At 48.6% G+C, this 14,820-nt stretch carries 14 protein-coding genes; 7 read left to right on the top strand and 7 right to left on the bottom strand.

What is annotated here, in order from left to right; translation table 11 throughout:
* Positions 1 to 344 precede the first annotated feature (344 nt).
* The 6 genes from L6I86_RS34415 to L6I86_RS34390 all read right to left on the bottom strand — a co-directional run bounded on the left by L6I86_RS34415 (position 345) and on the right by L6I86_RS34390 (position 6,294).
* A complete protein-coding gene (locus L6I86_RS34415; protein ID WP_236293321.1) occupies positions 345 to 1,424 on the bottom strand; it encodes a Gfo/Idh/MocA family protein in 1,080 nt (359 codons plus the stop codon).
* A gap of 25 nt (positions 1,425 to 1,449) precedes the next feature.
* The gene (locus tag L6I86_RS34410; protein ID WP_236293320.1) at positions 1,450 to 2,355 is read right to left on the bottom strand and encodes an AraC family transcriptional regulator; all 906 of its coding nucleotides are present in this window, start codon (positions 2,353 to 2,355) and stop codon (positions 1,450 to 1,452) included.
* Between the two features lie 98 nt (positions 2,356 to 2,453).
* Positions 2,454 to 3,536 carry an N-acetylglucosamine-6-phosphate deacetylase gene (locus L6I86_RS34405; protein WP_338113467.1) on the bottom strand — a complete coding sequence of 361 codons (1,083 nt, stop codon included), beginning with the start codon at positions 3,534 to 3,536 and terminating at the stop codon, positions 2,454 to 2,456.
* An 82-nt stretch (positions 3,537 to 3,618) separates the two neighbouring features.
* Positions 3,619 to 4,401 (bottom strand): glucosamine-6-phosphate deaminase, encoded by a 783-nt coding sequence (locus tag L6I86_RS34400; protein WP_236293318.1) that lies wholly within the window; start codon positions 4,399 to 4,401, stop codon positions 3,619 to 3,621.
* Between the two features lie 19 nt (positions 4,402 to 4,420).
* Complete coding sequence (locus L6I86_RS34395; protein ID WP_236293317.1) at positions 4,421 to 5,437, bottom strand: Gfo/Idh/MocA family protein; 1,017 nt, start codon at positions 5,435 to 5,437, stop codon at positions 4,421 to 4,423.
* Positions 5,438 to 5,439: 2 nt separating this feature from the next.
* A complete protein-coding gene (locus tag L6I86_RS34390; protein ID WP_236293316.1) occupies positions 5,440 to 6,294 on the bottom strand; it encodes a sugar phosphate isomerase/epimerase family protein in 855 nt (284 codons plus the stop codon).
* Between the two features lie 257 nt (positions 6,295 to 6,551).
* Between L6I86_RS34390 and L6I86_RS34385 the strand changes: the two genes are divergently transcribed.
* The 7 genes from L6I86_RS34385 to bioC all read left to right on the top strand — a co-directional run bounded on the left by L6I86_RS34385 (position 6,552) and on the right by bioC (position 12,992).
* Positions 6,552 to 6,788: an AbrB/MazE/SpoVT family DNA-binding domain-containing protein gene (locus L6I86_RS34385; protein WP_056624479.1), complete on the top strand. Its 237-nt coding sequence runs from the start codon at positions 6,552 to 6,554 to the stop codon at positions 6,786 to 6,788.
* 239 nt (positions 6,789 to 7,027) lie between these two features.
* The gene (gene bioA / locus L6I86_RS34380; protein WP_236293315.1) at positions 7,028 to 8,386 is read left to right on the top strand and encodes an adenosylmethionine--8-amino-7-oxononanoate transaminase; all 1,359 of its coding nucleotides are present in this window, start codon (positions 7,028 to 7,030) and stop codon (positions 8,384 to 8,386) included.
* 1 nt (position 8,387) lies between these two features.
* Complete coding sequence (bioD, locus tag L6I86_RS34375) at positions 8,388 to 9,143, top strand: dethiobiotin synthase (protein ID WP_236293314.1); 756 nt, start codon at positions 8,388 to 8,390, stop codon at positions 9,141 to 9,143.
* A 5-nt stretch (positions 9,144 to 9,148) separates the two neighbouring features.
* Positions 9,149 to 10,147, top strand: coding sequence for a biotin synthase BioB (gene bioB / locus L6I86_RS34370; RefSeq protein ID WP_236293312.1), 999 nt, complete (start codon positions 9,149 to 9,151; stop codon positions 10,145 to 10,147).
* Positions 10,148 to 10,160: 13 nt separating this feature from the next.
* Positions 10,161 to 11,339 (top strand): 8-amino-7-oxononanoate synthase, encoded by a 1,179-nt coding sequence (gene bioF, locus L6I86_RS34365; RefSeq protein WP_236293311.1) that lies wholly within the window; start codon positions 10,161 to 10,163, stop codon positions 11,337 to 11,339.
* Entirely contained in the window at positions 11,336 to 12,130 is a 795-nt protein-coding gene (locus L6I86_RS34360; protein WP_236293310.1) for an alpha/beta hydrolase, read from the top strand. Before bioF ends, L6I86_RS34360 begins: the two co-directional genes overlap by 4 nt.
* Complete coding sequence (gene bioC, locus L6I86_RS34355) at positions 12,120 to 12,992, top strand: malonyl-ACP O-methyltransferase BioC (RefSeq protein ID WP_236293309.1); 873 nt, start codon at positions 12,120 to 12,122, stop codon at positions 12,990 to 12,992. Before L6I86_RS34360 ends, bioC begins: the two co-directional genes overlap by 11 nt.
* A 36-nt stretch (positions 12,993 to 13,028) precedes the next feature.
* Here bioC and thiC read toward each other — a convergent pair whose 3' ends face one another.
* Positions 13,029 to 14,804: a phosphomethylpyrimidine synthase ThiC gene (gene thiC, locus L6I86_RS34350; protein WP_276574936.1), complete on the bottom strand. Its 1,776-nt coding sequence runs from the start codon at positions 14,802 to 14,804 to the stop codon at positions 13,029 to 13,031.
* Positions 14,805 to 14,820 lie beyond the last annotated feature (16 nt).

Below are 14,820 nucleotides of genomic sequence, written 5' to 3'. Positions count from 1 at the left end.
TTGTACCTTTGCCGTTGTTCACCCATTGTGAACACCTCCTCGTTGTATCTATTATCTTAAATCTGTTAACGAGGTGTCCACTTTTTATTCTAGTTGCAAAAATGCCGTTATTATAGCCACATTTCACTATTTCCATCAAATCGAGTTCATTTAGCTGTATGAAATACAGTTATTCCTGGAAATCGAGATAAAGGTGCAAAATTAACTACAGGAATTCAAGTTATTTCATCTGATGACCTGCTTGCAAACCTTAATATGCGTGGTTTCGTCGTCCTCTCAGCACGAACGATCTCAAAAAGCCCCTCCCCCGCCTAAAGCGAGATCAGGGCCTTGCTTCTTATTATTTACTCCCCATAAATCTGAGGGTTTTGGCGTTGACACTCCTCAATAACCCACAGCTGTCTACGCACCTGCTGAGGCGTAATCTCCAACTCTTTCCCCTCGGTCAGCGTGTCATACAGCATCAAATACAACCTCTCCGTCATATGCTCGAAAGCTGACTTCCCACCTGGAATCGCAACCTCCCAGCTTTCCGTGTGCCATGGCAACTTCTCACTGCAATAGGCAGGCTTCCCATCCGCTGAAAATAAAGGCTCTCGGATCAGCTTTTGTTCAGGTGCTTCCTCTGGTTTAAAATATTTCCACTCCAGCTTATCCCCCGTTCCATGGAGGCCCCCATTTGTTCCTTGAATGTTGAACTGTTCATGAGGAAAAGCAGAACTGGATGAAATTTCCATATCTATCGTTGGTCTACCTTTTCCACGCAGCAAGAGCTTCACATAATCCTCCGCATCACCAAAGGTATTCGTTCTATCCATGATGCACATGACCTCAGGCTGCGCGTCCGCACCAAACAGCTGCAGTGCCTGATCCAGCGGATGCGGCCCCGTATTCATCAAGCTGCCGCCATTATTGCTTTGCAGCGTTTGCCAATCCCAACGGCGAGCAAACCCATTATGGCTGAAATCGATCTGCACGATGCGTCCCAGCACGCCAGATTCAATTACTTTACGTAACTGCACGAAGGCCGGCTGATAACGGGATTGTTGGAATACAGCCAATATAGCGCCTGTTCGCTCCGACGCCTCAATGAGCTGGTCAACCTCCTCCGTTGTCTTTGCCAACGGCTTCTCGCACAAAACATGTAGACCGCGGTTAAGCAGCTCCATCGTAATCGGAAAATGCTGATGACTCGGAGAAGCATTCACGATCAAATCCAGCTCCTCGTGGGCCACCATCTCCTCCCAGGATGCGTAAGCTTGGCAACCGTATTCTGATTTCGCCAACTCTTGTCGTTCTGGAATGGAGTCCGCAACCGCCGTAATCCGGTAATGCTCAGGCAGTTGAACGAGCAACTTTCCGTGAATATCGCGCCCGCTGCGTCCCTGTCCAATAATACCTACCTTCACAATTTTCTCGGTCATTGCAACTACCTCTTTCTTCGTGGGTTTAGGGGGTCTTGCCAAACGTTTTCTTATATTCAGTAGGCGTGATGCCTGTTCGTTTCTTAAATGTTCGGATGAAATGGCTCAGATGATGGAATCCGACCTGGAAGCCAATTTGTGTAATCGTATGCATGTTGCGCTGAATCAGCTCCATTGCCCTTTCGATGCGTACCTCATTCACATAATCGACGAAGTTCTGGCCTGTTTCTTTCTTAAAAACCGTACTAAAGTAAGCAGGCGCCATATTCGCTAGGAAAGCTCCTTGCTCAAGCGGAATATCCTGACTGTAATTGTCGTGTATATATCGTTTTACCTCTTCAATTGGATGCTGGCTCGTTGATGTTGATTGTACACGTTGCTTGCGCCTAGCACGCCGATATTCGCGATCCATGATGATGAGCAGCTTGACGAGACTCGTACATATGGCATATTCATATCCCGCTTCACGATGCTCGAATTCATCCTGAATATCTTGAAGCAATTGCTCGACGAGAAGTTGCTTCGACTTCGCAATATGCAACCACGGCTGCGGCAAGGAGGAAAGCTCGGGTAATTCGTCAGCATTTTGAAGCAAGGGCTGCAAAGTATCCGAGAAAGGCTTCAACTGCTCCCTCACCAAATACGGAAGAAAATCAATCAGGACCACTTCGAACTCGTGTTCTTCAATGGCGCTCAAGCTGTGTTCCACCCCTGGGGTGATGATGAACATATCTCCTCTGCTGACATTCAGCGACTTGCCACGCAGCTGATGGTTGCACACACCCTTGAGCACGTAAGCAATCTGCGTATATTCGTGAATATGCAAGGGCTGCTTCAGCGCAAGGCTGGAGTAGCTGAATATTTTAAAAGGAAATTCCTTTTTCAGCGTTAATTTACTTTGAAAATAGGACATTCCCTTCCCCATGCTCATACGATTACCACCTGTCCGAAGCCATATTTCCTTCAAGCATATGCCAATTGGCGGAATAGAACAACCCTATCGTGCAACGCGCAGATCAGCGCTTCTATTTAAATCTCACTACCCTCATCATAGACGAGCCTGCCGGCTTTGTAAGTCTGCCGCAAAGGGATGCGGCCGTCCGCTTGCACCCTATCCAGGAGAACGAAATCGGCCGGTGCTCCTACCGACAAGCCCTCTGCGATGGGTAATCCCATCAAGCGAGCCGGGCGTGTCGAGGCCATTTCCCACACGGATGGGAACGCAGCGATGCCCCGTCTGCTCAGATGTGCAATGCCCCACAGCAGCATCTGAGCCGAACCTGCAAGCAGCCGGGGGTCAGCAGCCAAGTGAAGCTTGCCTTCTGAGGTAAGTACAACATCTCCACCAATATGCGTCTTGTAGACGCCTGGTTCAAGTCCGCTGATAGCTACGGCATCGCTAACTAACAGCGCTTGCTCCCCTTTCACTTTGAGCACAACCTTCAGCACTTGGTCCGGCAAATGAAACCCATCCGCAATGACACAGCTCCACAAATCATCCTGTGCCAACTGCTCCCACAGGTAATTCGGATGCCGAGGCAGCATCAGGTGTGCCCCGTTTCCCAGATGCGTCGACATCCGCGCGCCTGCCGCGACAGCCTCGCCAATCTGCGAAGCGTCTGCTGCCGTGTGACCGATGGAGACGATCACGCCACTATCGACGCAGCGCTTGATGAATGCGGCACTGTCCGGCCATTCCGGCGACAGCGTCACGATCTTGATGCGGCCGCCCGCCGCTTCCTGCCAGCGGCAGAAGAGGTCCCAGTCCGGCGGCCTTACGTCATCCAGACGGTGGGCGCCGCGCGCTCCGTCATCGGGTGAAATGAACGGGCCTTCGAGATGAATGCCCGCAATGCCTTGTTCCGTCGCCGGATCCGCTTCACAGGCGCTTGCAATACTGCCTAGCGCACTTGCGATCGCGTCTGGCGTGTTCGTAATGACGGTGGGGTAACTGGAGGTTACCCCTTCCCGCCACAGCTTGCGGATGATCTGACTAACCGTCTCCGCTTGCAGCGGGAGCTGGTTGAAGTCCAATCCCGCATAGCCGTTGATCTGCAGATCGACCAAGCCAGGGGCGACGATCGGCAATCCATCTGATTCTTCTACCTGCATCACTTCATCAATCCGCCCCTCATGGACGGTAATCGCGACAGGTGCCCCTGTGGCATAATGGCGTGCGCAAATGATGCTCGTTTTATCGACCATAGGAATCGCGGTCCAGATACATCGTGCAGTCCGGATGCTGGCGGAGAATCGTCGATGGGCACTCGGTCGAGATCGCTCCGTTCAATGTACGCTTCACCGCCTGATGCTTCGTTACACCAGGTACAGAGCAGAACAGATGAGTACCTGACATCAGCGCTGGAATGGTTAGGGTTAATGCATGGGTCGGCACGTCGGCTAAATGGTCAAAACATCCGTCATTCACCTGCTGCTGCCGGCAAACGTCATCCAACTCCACACGCTTGATCAATTCCGGATCTGCGAAATCGGCAACAGGCGGATCAATAAAGGCGATGTGCCCGTTCTCGCCAATACCAAGGCAGACAATATCAATCGGCGCTTCTTCTAGGAGTGCGCTATACCGTCTGCACTCGTCCTCTGCCTGGTTCATGCTATTAATCAGATGCACAGTACCCGGCTTAACCTGATCGAACAATCGGTCTTTCAAAAAGCACCCAAATCGCTGCGGCGCATCCTCTCTGAGCCCGATGTATTCATCCATGTGAAACACAGTGATTCTTGACCAATCGATGGCATCATCCTGAGCCAGCGTTTCGAGCATTTCATTTTGCGAGGGCGCTGCCGCGAAAATAATACGGATAGCCGCTTTCTCTGCAAGCAGCGACTTGATTTGGTTGGCTGCATCTAGACCAGCCGCTTGCCCCAACGCGATACGGTTCTCATACACGTTAACCTTTAACGCATCAATTCGTGATTGCCAGACAGGTTGCACTTGTACTTGTGGCTCGCTCATAGAATCATTCCTCCAATAATCATATAGTCAGCTGCCGCCCTTCGGCAGCGCTCTTATAAATCTGTTCAACTAGCTGCACCGCACGCAGCCCGGATTCACCCGTAACCAGAGGTTCATCGCCGGCTTCAATGGAAGCCATGACATCCAACAGCTGGCTTTGATGAAAATCCGACACGATGCTGCGCGGATCGGTAATGCCGCCGTAGGCACCTGCCTGCGCCCAAGTCGGTTCACTACGTCCTGGCACTGTCCAATGGACAATCGTCGAGCCTTCCAGCTTGATCGATCCTTTTTCCCCGTACAAATTGATCGTCGCCGCAAAACCTGGAGCAATGCTGGTCGACGCCATGATCGTACCGAACGCGCCATTTTTAAATTGCAAAATGGCTAAACCTAAATCCTCCGCTTCCATCTCGTGCGTCTGAGTAGCTACCTTGCCAAAGACAGTGTGAACGTCTCCAGCGAACCATAGCAGCAGATCCAAGCAATGAATCCCTTGGTTCATCAGAGCTCCTCCATCTTCGGCAATCGTTCCACGCCATTTCGCGCTATCATAATAAGACTGGGATCGATGGAAGGGAAGCGACACCTCAACCAGCAGAAGCTTACCGAGTGTCCCCTCATCTAACACCCGTTTAATAGCTTGATTCTGAGCTTCAAATCGCCGCTGTGAGATAACAGAGAGTGTCACATGATTTGCTTTTGCCGCTTGCACAAGCCGCTCCGCGTCAGACACATTCATACTAATTGGCTTCTCTATAATTAGATGCTTGCCCGCCTTCACAACCTCCAAACCGATGGCCGCGTGGCTGCCGCTTGAAGTCGTTACACAGACGATATCTACATCAGACCTGGCCAAGAGCTCACGATAGTCCGTCGTCCAGGAGCAGCCTTCTCGATCAGCAACCGCTTGCGCTTTCGCCTCCGTTCGACTAGATACCACGACCAGACTTGCCTCTTCGATTTGACGTATAGCCTCGATATGAAAATCAGCGACCGATCCACAGCCGATAATCCCGAACCTCCAGTTAGCCAACCCTATACCTCCTCAAGCAGAGCTCGAAGCGCATCTAGTGTCATTCGTGTACCTGTCAACTGACTGCCGCCTTCTGGAACAAAATGCGTTTCAATCGTAAACAATCCCTCATACCCATCCGCTTCAAGCGCCTTAATTTGAGCTGTTATTGCCGCATCCCCTGAACCAAGCGGCACGCATTTCGGTGTTCCATCTTGACGAATGTAGGCATCCTTCAGATGGACATGTGCCAAAGCATTCTTCATGTACTGGTATCCGCTCGGGAAGGCCTCTCTGGCGCCATACGCTTCATTGCCTGGATCCCAAAGGCCACGAACGGCTGAAGAATCAATGGCAGATACAAGTGCCGCCACTTCCTCCGCAAAGCCTCCATTACAGGAAGGCTCATTCTCTAGAAGCAGGACCACGCCTTCCCTCGCCGCGATGTCGCCTGCCCTTTTTAAATGATGAACAATCTCATCTCGATACTGCTCAGGCTCCAACTCTCGCCAAAACGAGAAAATACGGATGCGCGATGTCCCCAGCAGCTTAGCAATTTCGATCACTCTATCCAGTTTCTTAAAATGCTCCTCTACACTCTGCTCTTTCTGCCCAAACGTGTCCCCCGATTCAACCAATCGCTTCTGATCCAATACGCATTTAAACAAAGGAGATGCAATGGCGGAGACATACAATCCACGCTCTTCAACCATTTTACGGATGCCAACGATCTGATCGTCAGTCAACACTGACACATTCATGCCATTCACAACTCTGACTTCAACATGTTGCAAACCCTGTTCGGCAGCCCAATTTAACGCTTTCTCGAAATCTGGAGATACTTCATCCGTCAGTACGCCTAATCGATTCCAAATCAATGAGAAACCTCCACCTTCGCTTGTTATTTTCCTAACTATACCAAGATTGTCTGGGTCAAAGTTGACGTTTTTATTGAAGTAAGTTTACATTTTTTTCGCTTTCATTCAGCAGTATCCCTATTGGCCACTTCATGAAAATCACACCCAGTAAATAAAAGGAATTTGAGTGCATATGTGGAATAGATGTATAAACAGAATATGAGTCTTTGTAACTAGACAAAGTAGTTCCTTCGTTCATGAAAAAAGGAGGTAATTGTATGAAATCGACGGGAATTGTAAGAAAAGTAGACGAATTGGGACGGATTGTTTTACCTATTGAATTGCGTCGGACACTCCATATTGAGATCGGTGACGCTATCGAGGTCTATGTGGACCCTGAGCGTATTACGCTCAAGAAATATATGCCTGCTTGTGTGTTCTGTGGGAATTTCGAGGATATGACCTATTTCAAAGGGAAGCTCGTTTGCGGCACTTGTATTGATGAGATCGCTTAATTGTAAAAGCAAGGCTGGACAAAAGCCCTTCAGGGATGACCCTGAGGGGCTTTTGTTCGTAAAGGGGGTGAGCGGACATTAGCTTAACCGCTATTCATTTCCTACTTCACTTATCATTACCATTCTCTGTGGAATTATCTTTACAGAATCCTCACGGTTTGATAAAATTGCCAAAGCTTATTGTCAACTTAATTTCATGTAATTTGGTTGACAATTGAATATGTGACAGAAGGTGATACATGGTGTTGACTGATTATGAACGACTTGCTGCCCTGAATAAGGATCACTTATGGCATCCTTTTACTCAAATGAAAGACTACATTAACGCTGATCCACTCATTATTGAGCGTGGAGAAGGCATTAGGCTGTATGATGTCCAAGGTCGAGCCTATTGGGATGGTTTTTCATCAGTCTGGCTCAACGTACATGGACACAATGTGCCCGAGTTAAATCAAGCGATTACAGATCAGTTGGGTCGCGTCGCCCATTCCACTCTGCTCGGAATGGCTAATATACCAGCGATCGAGCTTGCAGCGAAGTTGGTGGGGATTTCGCCGAAAGGTTTAAACAAAGTGTTCTACTCGGATTCCGGAGCGACCGCCGTTGAGATCGCGATCAAAATGGCCTTTCAATACTGGCATAACCAGGGAGCAAGCGGGAAAACAAGGTTCATCACGATGAATCAAGCCTACCACGGAGATACCCTTGGTGCAGTAAGCGTCGGGGCAATTCCACTCTATCACGAGGTGTTCCGCCCTATGCTATTTCCTTCACACGTCATTCCATATCCCTACGCTTATCGCCATGGGGGTGATGAGTTGAAAGTAATGGAAGATACGCTAACTGCTCTTCGTAAATTGCTTGAGACGCGTTCCGATGAGATTGCGGCGCTCATTGTGGAGCCTATTGTACAAGGGGCAGGAGGCATCGTTGTCATGCCGCCGGGCTGTCTGCGCGAAATGTCAGTACTATGCCGACAACATGGCGTATTGCTTATCGCTGACGAAGTTGCCACTGGTTTCGGTCGGACGGGTTCCATGTTTGCTTGTGATCTCGAAGGAGTATCGCCTGACTTAATGGTGATTGGGAAAGGTCTAACCGGGGGCTATTTGCCTGTGGCGGCAACGCTTGCGACAGATGAGATCTACAACGCATTTTATGCGAATTACCAAGAACAGAAGACATTTTTTCACGGTCATTCATATACGGGCAACCCGCTTGGGTGTGCTGTTGCTTTAGCTAGCTTGAAGCTAATGGAGGAACGCAACATGGTTGAAGGTGTAAGAGTTAAGGCAGCATTTGTCGAGCGTAAACTCACAGCGCTGAAGGATCGACCGCACGTCGGTGAAATCAGGCAGAAGGGACTGATGATCGGAATAGAGCTTGTACGCGATAAGGCTTCACGCGAGCCGTATGATTGGTCAGAACGAATCGGCGTACGAACAAGTCAGCGTGCCAGAGCACTCGGAATGCTAACAAGACCGCTTGGCAATGTGATTGTTTTTATCCCTCCGCTTGCGAGTAATGAAGCTGAGCTTGATGCTATGACAGACATTTTAATAGAATCCATCATCAGTGTTACAGAAGGCGGTTCATGACATGAGTAGATTGAGAGATGCATCCATACGCGGTTTATTTGTGACAGGGACAGATACGGATGTCGGGAAGACCATTCTTACTGCGGCTATTACCGCTGCTCTTCGCGCTGAAGGGCTGAATGTGGGAGTCTGGAAGCCTGTTCAGTCCGGTGCACGGCTGGGTAGCGGATTGACAGATAGCGAGAGGTTGCTGCAGATTACGGGAATTGATGAGCGACCAGAAGCTGTGGCGCCATTTTCATTCGAAGCTCCGCTTACTCCACTGCTAGCTGCTAAACAGGAGGGTGTGACCCTTACGCTCACTGAGCTCATTGACGCAGGTATACCTCTTACGAAACGTTACGACACGCTCCTCATCGAAGGTGCAGGCGGTGTCGCTGTACCGCTTACCAACGACAACCTTATGGTGGACTTGATCTCAGAGCTTCGGATCCCTACGTTGATTATAGCCCGATCCAGCCTTGGTACGATTAACCATACACTTCTGACTGTGTCGTTTCTGAGGAATTGTGGAGTTCAGATTACAGGCATTATCTTGAATGACAGCGAATGGAGTGAGCCGCTTGACGACCCTAGCATAGCTTCCAATGCGGAGTTAATTGAACAATACAGTGGCCTTAAAGTGCTGGGGAGGTTTCCCCGTTTGCACGCCGATTCCCATTCAGAAATGTGGATACATACCGTTCGCCAAACCATACAATTAGGGCCTATCCGAGAGGCATTAGCCGATCAAAAGCTATCGCACATAGGAGGATAATTGAAATGAAAACAATTACTGTTGATCTGAAATGGCCATCACTAGCTAGTAAAGCGTTACATGGTGAGTGTATAACCCTAGAGGAAGGGCTTGCTGTACTAGAAGCCGACAATGATGAGGTGCTGCTCCTACTACAAGCTGCCTTTCAGGTGAGAAAGCATTATTACGGTAAAAAAGTAAAGTTAAATATGATCATCAATGCCAAAAGCGGCCTTTGTCCTGAGGACTGCGGCTACTGCTCGCAATCCATCGTTTCGACAGCACCTGTTGCCAAGTACACACTGCTTGATAAAGATACGCTGCTTGCCGGGGCGCGTGAAGCGTTGGCACGCAAAGCAGGAACTTATTGCATTGTAGCAGCTGGAAAAGGCCCGACAGACAAGGAATTGGACCAAGTCGTAGACGCAGTAAGAGAAATACGTGAAACGATGCCGCTCAAAATTTGCGCATGTCTGGGTATTCTGAAAGGCAATCAAGCTGAACGTCTTGCTGAAGCAGGTGTACATCGCTACAACCATAACTTGAACACCAGCAAGGCCAATTACGCATCAATTACAACGACGCATACCTACGACCAACGGGTTGAAACCGTGGATAAAGTAAAGACACAAGGCATGTCCCCCTGTTCCGGTGTCATTATCGGGATGGGTGAGACCAATCAAGAGATTGTTGAAATGGCTTATGCATTACGCGAACTCGATGTGGATTCGATTCCGATTAATTTCCTGAATGCGATTCCGGGAACCCCGCTAGAACACGCAGGCCGTACGCCTTCGATGAAAGCGTTGAAGGTGCTGGCCCTGTTCCGTTTCATTTGTCCGTCCAAAGAAATCCGCGTAGCGGGCGGACGTGAGGTTAACCTCCGTTCCCTACAGCCTCTGTCGCTGTACGCCGCAAATTCACTCTTTGTAGGTGACTATTTAACAACAGCAGGCCAAGACGTTTCGGCTGATCACCAAATCATTGAAGATTTGGGCTTTGAAATTGAATTAAACGCTCTTTAAGGTTGTGACAACTATGAATTGGATAGAAAAAGAACTTGAGTTTCTTGCTGACGCCTCTTTGGAGCGCTCCTTGCGAACATCTAGTCCAGTAAGCGAAGCTCCAGGCTACACCGTGCGTGAAGAACGAAGGCTGTTCAACTTGTCCTCCAATGACTATCTGGGACTCTCCGGGCATCCTGCCATTATTGAAGCGATGCGCGAGAAGTTGCTCACAGAAGGAGCAGGTTCAGGAGCTTCAAGGCTTGTGACGGGTAATCGTCCCCCCTATCATCGTCTTGAAGAAGAGTTAGCCTATTGGCAGAACTATGAAGCAGCACTTGTTTTTGCAAACGGCTATATGGCTAATTCCGGTGTTATTGCAGCACTGGTTGGCAGAGGCGATGTTGTTTTCAGTGATCAGTGGAATCATGCAAGCATTGTGGATGGTATTAGTTTGAGTCGAGCGGAGCACGCTCGGTACCGTCATAAGGATATGCCTCATTTGCGGGCATTATTGCATAAGTACCGGGATAAACGGCGAAAGCTGATCGTAACAGACGCTGTCTTCTCGATGGATGGTGATCAGGCGCCATTGCGTGAATTGGTCGCGCTCAAACGCGAGTACGGAGCCATGCTGATGGTAGATGAGGCGCACAGTGGCGGGATTTACGGGAAGCATGGAGAGGGCTTATGCCATGAGCTTGCAATCCAAAATGATGTGGATATACATATGGGGACGTTCAGCAAATCGTTCGGTGTCTACGGCGCATATATCTGCGGTAGTCGCACCCTCATTCGATGGCTGGTGAACAAAGCGAGGCCGCTCATCTATTCGACCGCATTGCCTCCCGCTGTTGTAGCTGGTGTTTCAGAGGCGTTAGTTGTGGTACAAGGCGAGCATTGGCGGCGAGAAAAGCTATTCGCGTTAAGCATGTTATTTCGGTCTTTGTTGGGAGCCTCTGGTTTCACAATCGGTGAGGGGGACTCTCCCATAGTGCCTCTGATCATCGGCGATAACGATATGGCCTTACGATTCAGTGGTGCACTTGAAGATGAAGGCATTGCAGCAGCAGCCATACGCCCACCTACTGTTCCGGATGGCACTGCTCGAATCCGTTTCTCCTTGTCGGCAGCCCATACAGAAAAAGAACTGAGAGATGCAGCTGCACGAATCCGTAATATCGGACTAGGATTAGGAATGGTGAAGCCATGAGGACATCTCAGTTCCACGAAGTGAAAACTCGGCAAGAGGCTAGTACCACCATCATGTGGCTAACTGGCTGGAGTATGTCCGAAAAAGTTTTCGATCCCATGCGTGAGTTATTGCCAGATTTTCATCATATTTCTGTCGATTACAGTGAGGCTGGTTCCCCTGAGGAAATGTTGGTCTTGATTGAAACGGTCGCCAAGAATATCCTATCTTCAAATGGAATAGCTGCTCATTCGAGAGGTGATGGTCGCAGGCTGTTGATTTGCGGATGGTCGCTTGGTGGACTATTGGCACTGCAATTAGCGGCCAAAGGCTATGGGGATGGACTGGTGTTGTTTGCTGCAAACGCTCGATTCACTCGGACAAAGGAAGAGATGGACCTCGGTTGGTCCGTTGCTGCCATTCAACAGATGATGATCGGGCTTAGGAAGAATCCGCAAGAGGTTGTAACCCGATTTCGACAGAACCTATTTAGGGAAACTGAAATCAGAGCCGGAGCCGGTCTCGGAAGTGAATTACCATTTGTTGGTAATTGGACAATCACGGGGCTCATCTCTGGTCTCCAGATTTTACGAAGTGAGGAAGTCTTGACGAAGTTGCCGATTATCGCTTGTCCCGTTCTTGTTGTTCACGGAACTGAGGATAAGATTTGTCCTTACAGTGCTGCATTAGAGCTTGTTGCAGGATTGCCTCAAGCAGAGCTACTTACCATTCCTGATTGTGGGCATGTACCGTTTTGGGATAGGGAATCGGCCATAGTTGATACACTGAGGAGATGGTGGCATGAGCACTAGGATAACTGCGATTGGGCGTCAATTTAACCGTAGTTCGTCAGGTTCGTATGACCGTCACTCTAGTGTGCAGCGTAGTATGGCAGACCGTCTTGTTCAAATCCTCAAAGGGTGGGTGGACGATAGTTACACAGAGGGACTCAACCTCCTTGAAATCGGATGCGGCACGGGTGCACTGACTGAAATTTTGCTGAAGGAGTGGTCGTCATTCGTATCTATTACTGCACTAGATATTGCACCTGAGATGATCAAAGTGGCTGAACAGCGAGTCCTATCCAGTGCCGTAAACGATTCGGAATCCTACAAAAGCCTATCGGCTCGCTTGCAATTTCTTCAAGCTGATGTTGAGGTGTGGGCAATAGATGCTCCTTCAGCCTCGTTTGATTTCATCGTCTCGAATGCCTGCTTTCAATGGCTGAGTAATCAAGTGCACACGCTTGGTCATCTTCGGCGGCTGCTTCGTCCTGGTGGAATGCTGTTGTTCACTACCTTCGGACCCCATACATTCCATGAACTGCACAAGTCATTTCATGAAGTTTATCGAGCTAGCGGTTTAAAGCCGCAGAGGCATGGCTTATCCTTTCAATCGACGGATCAGTGGAAGGAATGGCTTAATGAGGTTGGGTTTTCTAGCATCCAATATGAGCGTGAGGTTCGAAAGGAAACCTATCCTACCGTAAGAGATTTCCTCATTTCGGTAAAAGGAATGGGAGCTAGCTCATCAGAAGCTGTTGCTTTGCCTGGCATCAGTACGCGACGCTTGTTCGCTAATATGTATCAGGAATACGAGGCTAAGTTTGGGATACAGGAAGGTGTCATTGCTAGTTACGATCTTCTTATCATTCAAGCGTCAGCTGAAGGTTAGACAAGGAAAAGGGTTGCCGCAGCAACCCTTTTTTGTTTACGTATATAGGGCGTGGCCCGCTTTTTTAAACTCCTCCGACTTTTCACTCATCCCTTTTTCAATGGCTTGAGCTTCCTCAAGACCTTGTTGTTTGGCGAAGTCTCGGATATCTTGGGAAATTCGCATGGAGCAGAATTTAGGACCGCACATCGAACAAAAATGAGCGACCTTGGCACCTTCTGCAGGAAGTGTCTCATCATGGTACTCTATGGCTCTTTCCGGATCCAAGGATAAGTTGAATTGATCATGCCAACGGAATTCAAAACGTGCCTTGGATAATGCATTATCGCGATCCATGGCGCCTTTGTGCCCTTTGGCTAAATCAGCAGCATGAGCAGCAATTTTATAAGTGATAACCCCTTCACGTACATCGTTTTTATTGGGCAAGCCCAAATGCTCTTTTGGCGTTACATAACAGAGCATGGCAGTGCCAAACCAGCCAATCATCGCTGCTCCAATGGCAGAAGTGATATGGTCATAACCTGGCGCAATATCCGTAGTTAACGGTCCTAAGGTGTAAAATGGAGCTTCGTCACAGATTTCAAGTTGTTTATCCATATTTTCTTTGATTAAATGCATGGGTACGTGACCAGGACCTTCTACCATGACTTGTACGTCATGCTTCCAAGCGATTTTGGTGAGTTCACCTAATGTTTCTAGTTCTGCAAACTGGGCTTCATCATTCGCATCTGCAATGGATCCTGGGCGTAAACCGTCCCCTAATGAGAAGGATACATCATAGGTTTTCATGATTTCACAAATCTCTTCAAAATGAGTATACAGAAAATTTTCCTGATGGTGGGCAAGACACCATGCTGCCATAATGGATCCACCTCGCGAAACAATACCTGTCACTCGTTTGGCCGTAAGTGGAACATAACGCAGCAGAACACCAGCATGAATTGTAAAGTAATCGACACCTTGCTCAGCTTGTTCAATAAGCGTGTCACGGTACACTTCCCACGTCAAATCTTCCGCTTTTCCATTCACTTTCTCTAGTGCTTGATAAATAGGCACGGTACCAATGGGAACCGGGGAATTACGAATAATCCATTCCCGGGTGGTATGAATGTTTTTACCCGTTGAGAGATCCATAATATTATCTGCACCCCAGCGAGTAGCCCATCTCATTTTTTCCACTTCTTCTTCAATGGAAGACGAAACAGCTGAATTCCCAATATTCGCATTGATCTTAACGAGAAAGTTTCGTCCAATTATCATAGGCTCACTTTCAGGGTGATTAATATTTGCAGGGATAATCGCTCTGCCACGAGCGACCTCGTCTTTCACAAATTCCGGAGATACATTTTCGCGAATCGCGATATATTCCATTTCGGACGTGATGATACCTTGCCGTGCATAATGCATCTGGGTTACATTACGACCTGTCTTCGCTCTCATTGGGTGACGATGTAAGCCTGGAAAAACTTCAGTAACGTTCTCTTCCTTGGTATATCCGTTATCTTCCGGTTTTATCGTTCTTCCTTCATAAATTTCAACATCGCCGCGTTCTATAATCCAATTCAAACGATTAGGAGCAATACCTGTACGAATATCGGTTTGGATTTCCTCATCTGTATAAGCACCACTCGTGTCGTATACACGAACAGGGGCGTTTTCCTGCTCTCCGTAAGCCCCAGTAGTAGGACTCAATTTGATTTCACGCATGGGGACCCTGATGTCCTTTCGTGAGCCCTCGACATAAACTTTTTTGCTTCCCGGAAAAGCGGATGTTGATGTTGTGACCTTTTCATTACTAGTTTCCATTGACATTTTCCATGCCTCCTAT

Origin of the sequence: Paenibacillus allorhizoplanae (genome assembly GCF_927798215.1) — a bacterium.
Lineage (GTDB): Bacteria > Bacillota > Bacilli > Paenibacillales > NBRC-103111 > Paenibacillus_E > Paenibacillus_E allorhizoplanae.
Note: the sequence above shows the minus strand (reverse complement) of the source record. Positions and strands in the feature narration are given on the sequence as shown.

What these genes read in the sequence shown, in the direction of transcription:
- L6I86_RS34360 (WP_236293310.1), top strand. Translation starts at nt 11,336, where the DNA reads ATGAGGACATCTCAGTTCCACGAAGTGAAAACTCGGCAAGAGGCTAGT.
- L6I86_RS34400 (WP_236293318.1), bottom strand. Translation starts at nt 4,401, where the DNA reads ATGAGCGAGCCACAAGTACAAGTGCAACCTGTCTGGCAATCACGAATT.
- bioA (WP_236293315.1), top strand. Translation starts at nt 7,028, where the DNA reads ATGGTGTTGACTGATTATGAACGACTTGCTGCCCTGAATAAGGATCAC.
- bioB (WP_236293312.1), top strand. Translation starts at nt 9,149, where the DNA reads ATGAAAACAATTACTGTTGATCTGAAATGGCCATCACTAGCTAGTAAA.
- L6I86_RS34415 (WP_236293321.1), bottom strand. Translation starts at nt 1,424, where the DNA reads ATGACCGAGAAAATTGTGAAGGTAGGTATTATTGGACAGGGACGCAGC.
- L6I86_RS34410 (WP_236293320.1), bottom strand. Translation starts at nt 2,355, where the DNA reads ATGAGCATGGGGAAGGGAATGTCCTATTTTCAAAGTAAATTAACGCTG.
- L6I86_RS34385 (WP_056624479.1), top strand. Translation starts at nt 6,552, where the DNA reads ATGAAATCGACGGGAATTGTAAGAAAAGTAGACGAATTGGGACGGATT.
- L6I86_RS34405 (WP_338113467.1), bottom strand. Translation starts at nt 3,536, where the DNA reads ATGCAGGTAGAAGAATCAGATGGATTGCCGATCGTCGCCCCTGGCTTG.
- bioF (WP_236293311.1), top strand. Translation starts at nt 10,161, where the DNA reads ATGAATTGGATAGAAAAAGAACTTGAGTTTCTTGCTGACGCCTCTTTG.
- bioC (WP_236293309.1), top strand. Translation starts at nt 12,120, where the DNA reads ATGAGCACTAGGATAACTGCGATTGGGCGTCAATTTAACCGTAGTTCG.
- bioD (WP_236293314.1), top strand. Translation starts at nt 8,388, where the DNA reads ATGAGTAGATTGAGAGATGCATCCATACGCGGTTTATTTGTGACAGGG.
- thiC (WP_276574936.1), bottom strand. Translation starts at nt 14,804, where the DNA reads ATGTCAATGGAAACTAGTAATGAAAAGGTCACAACATCAACATCCGCT.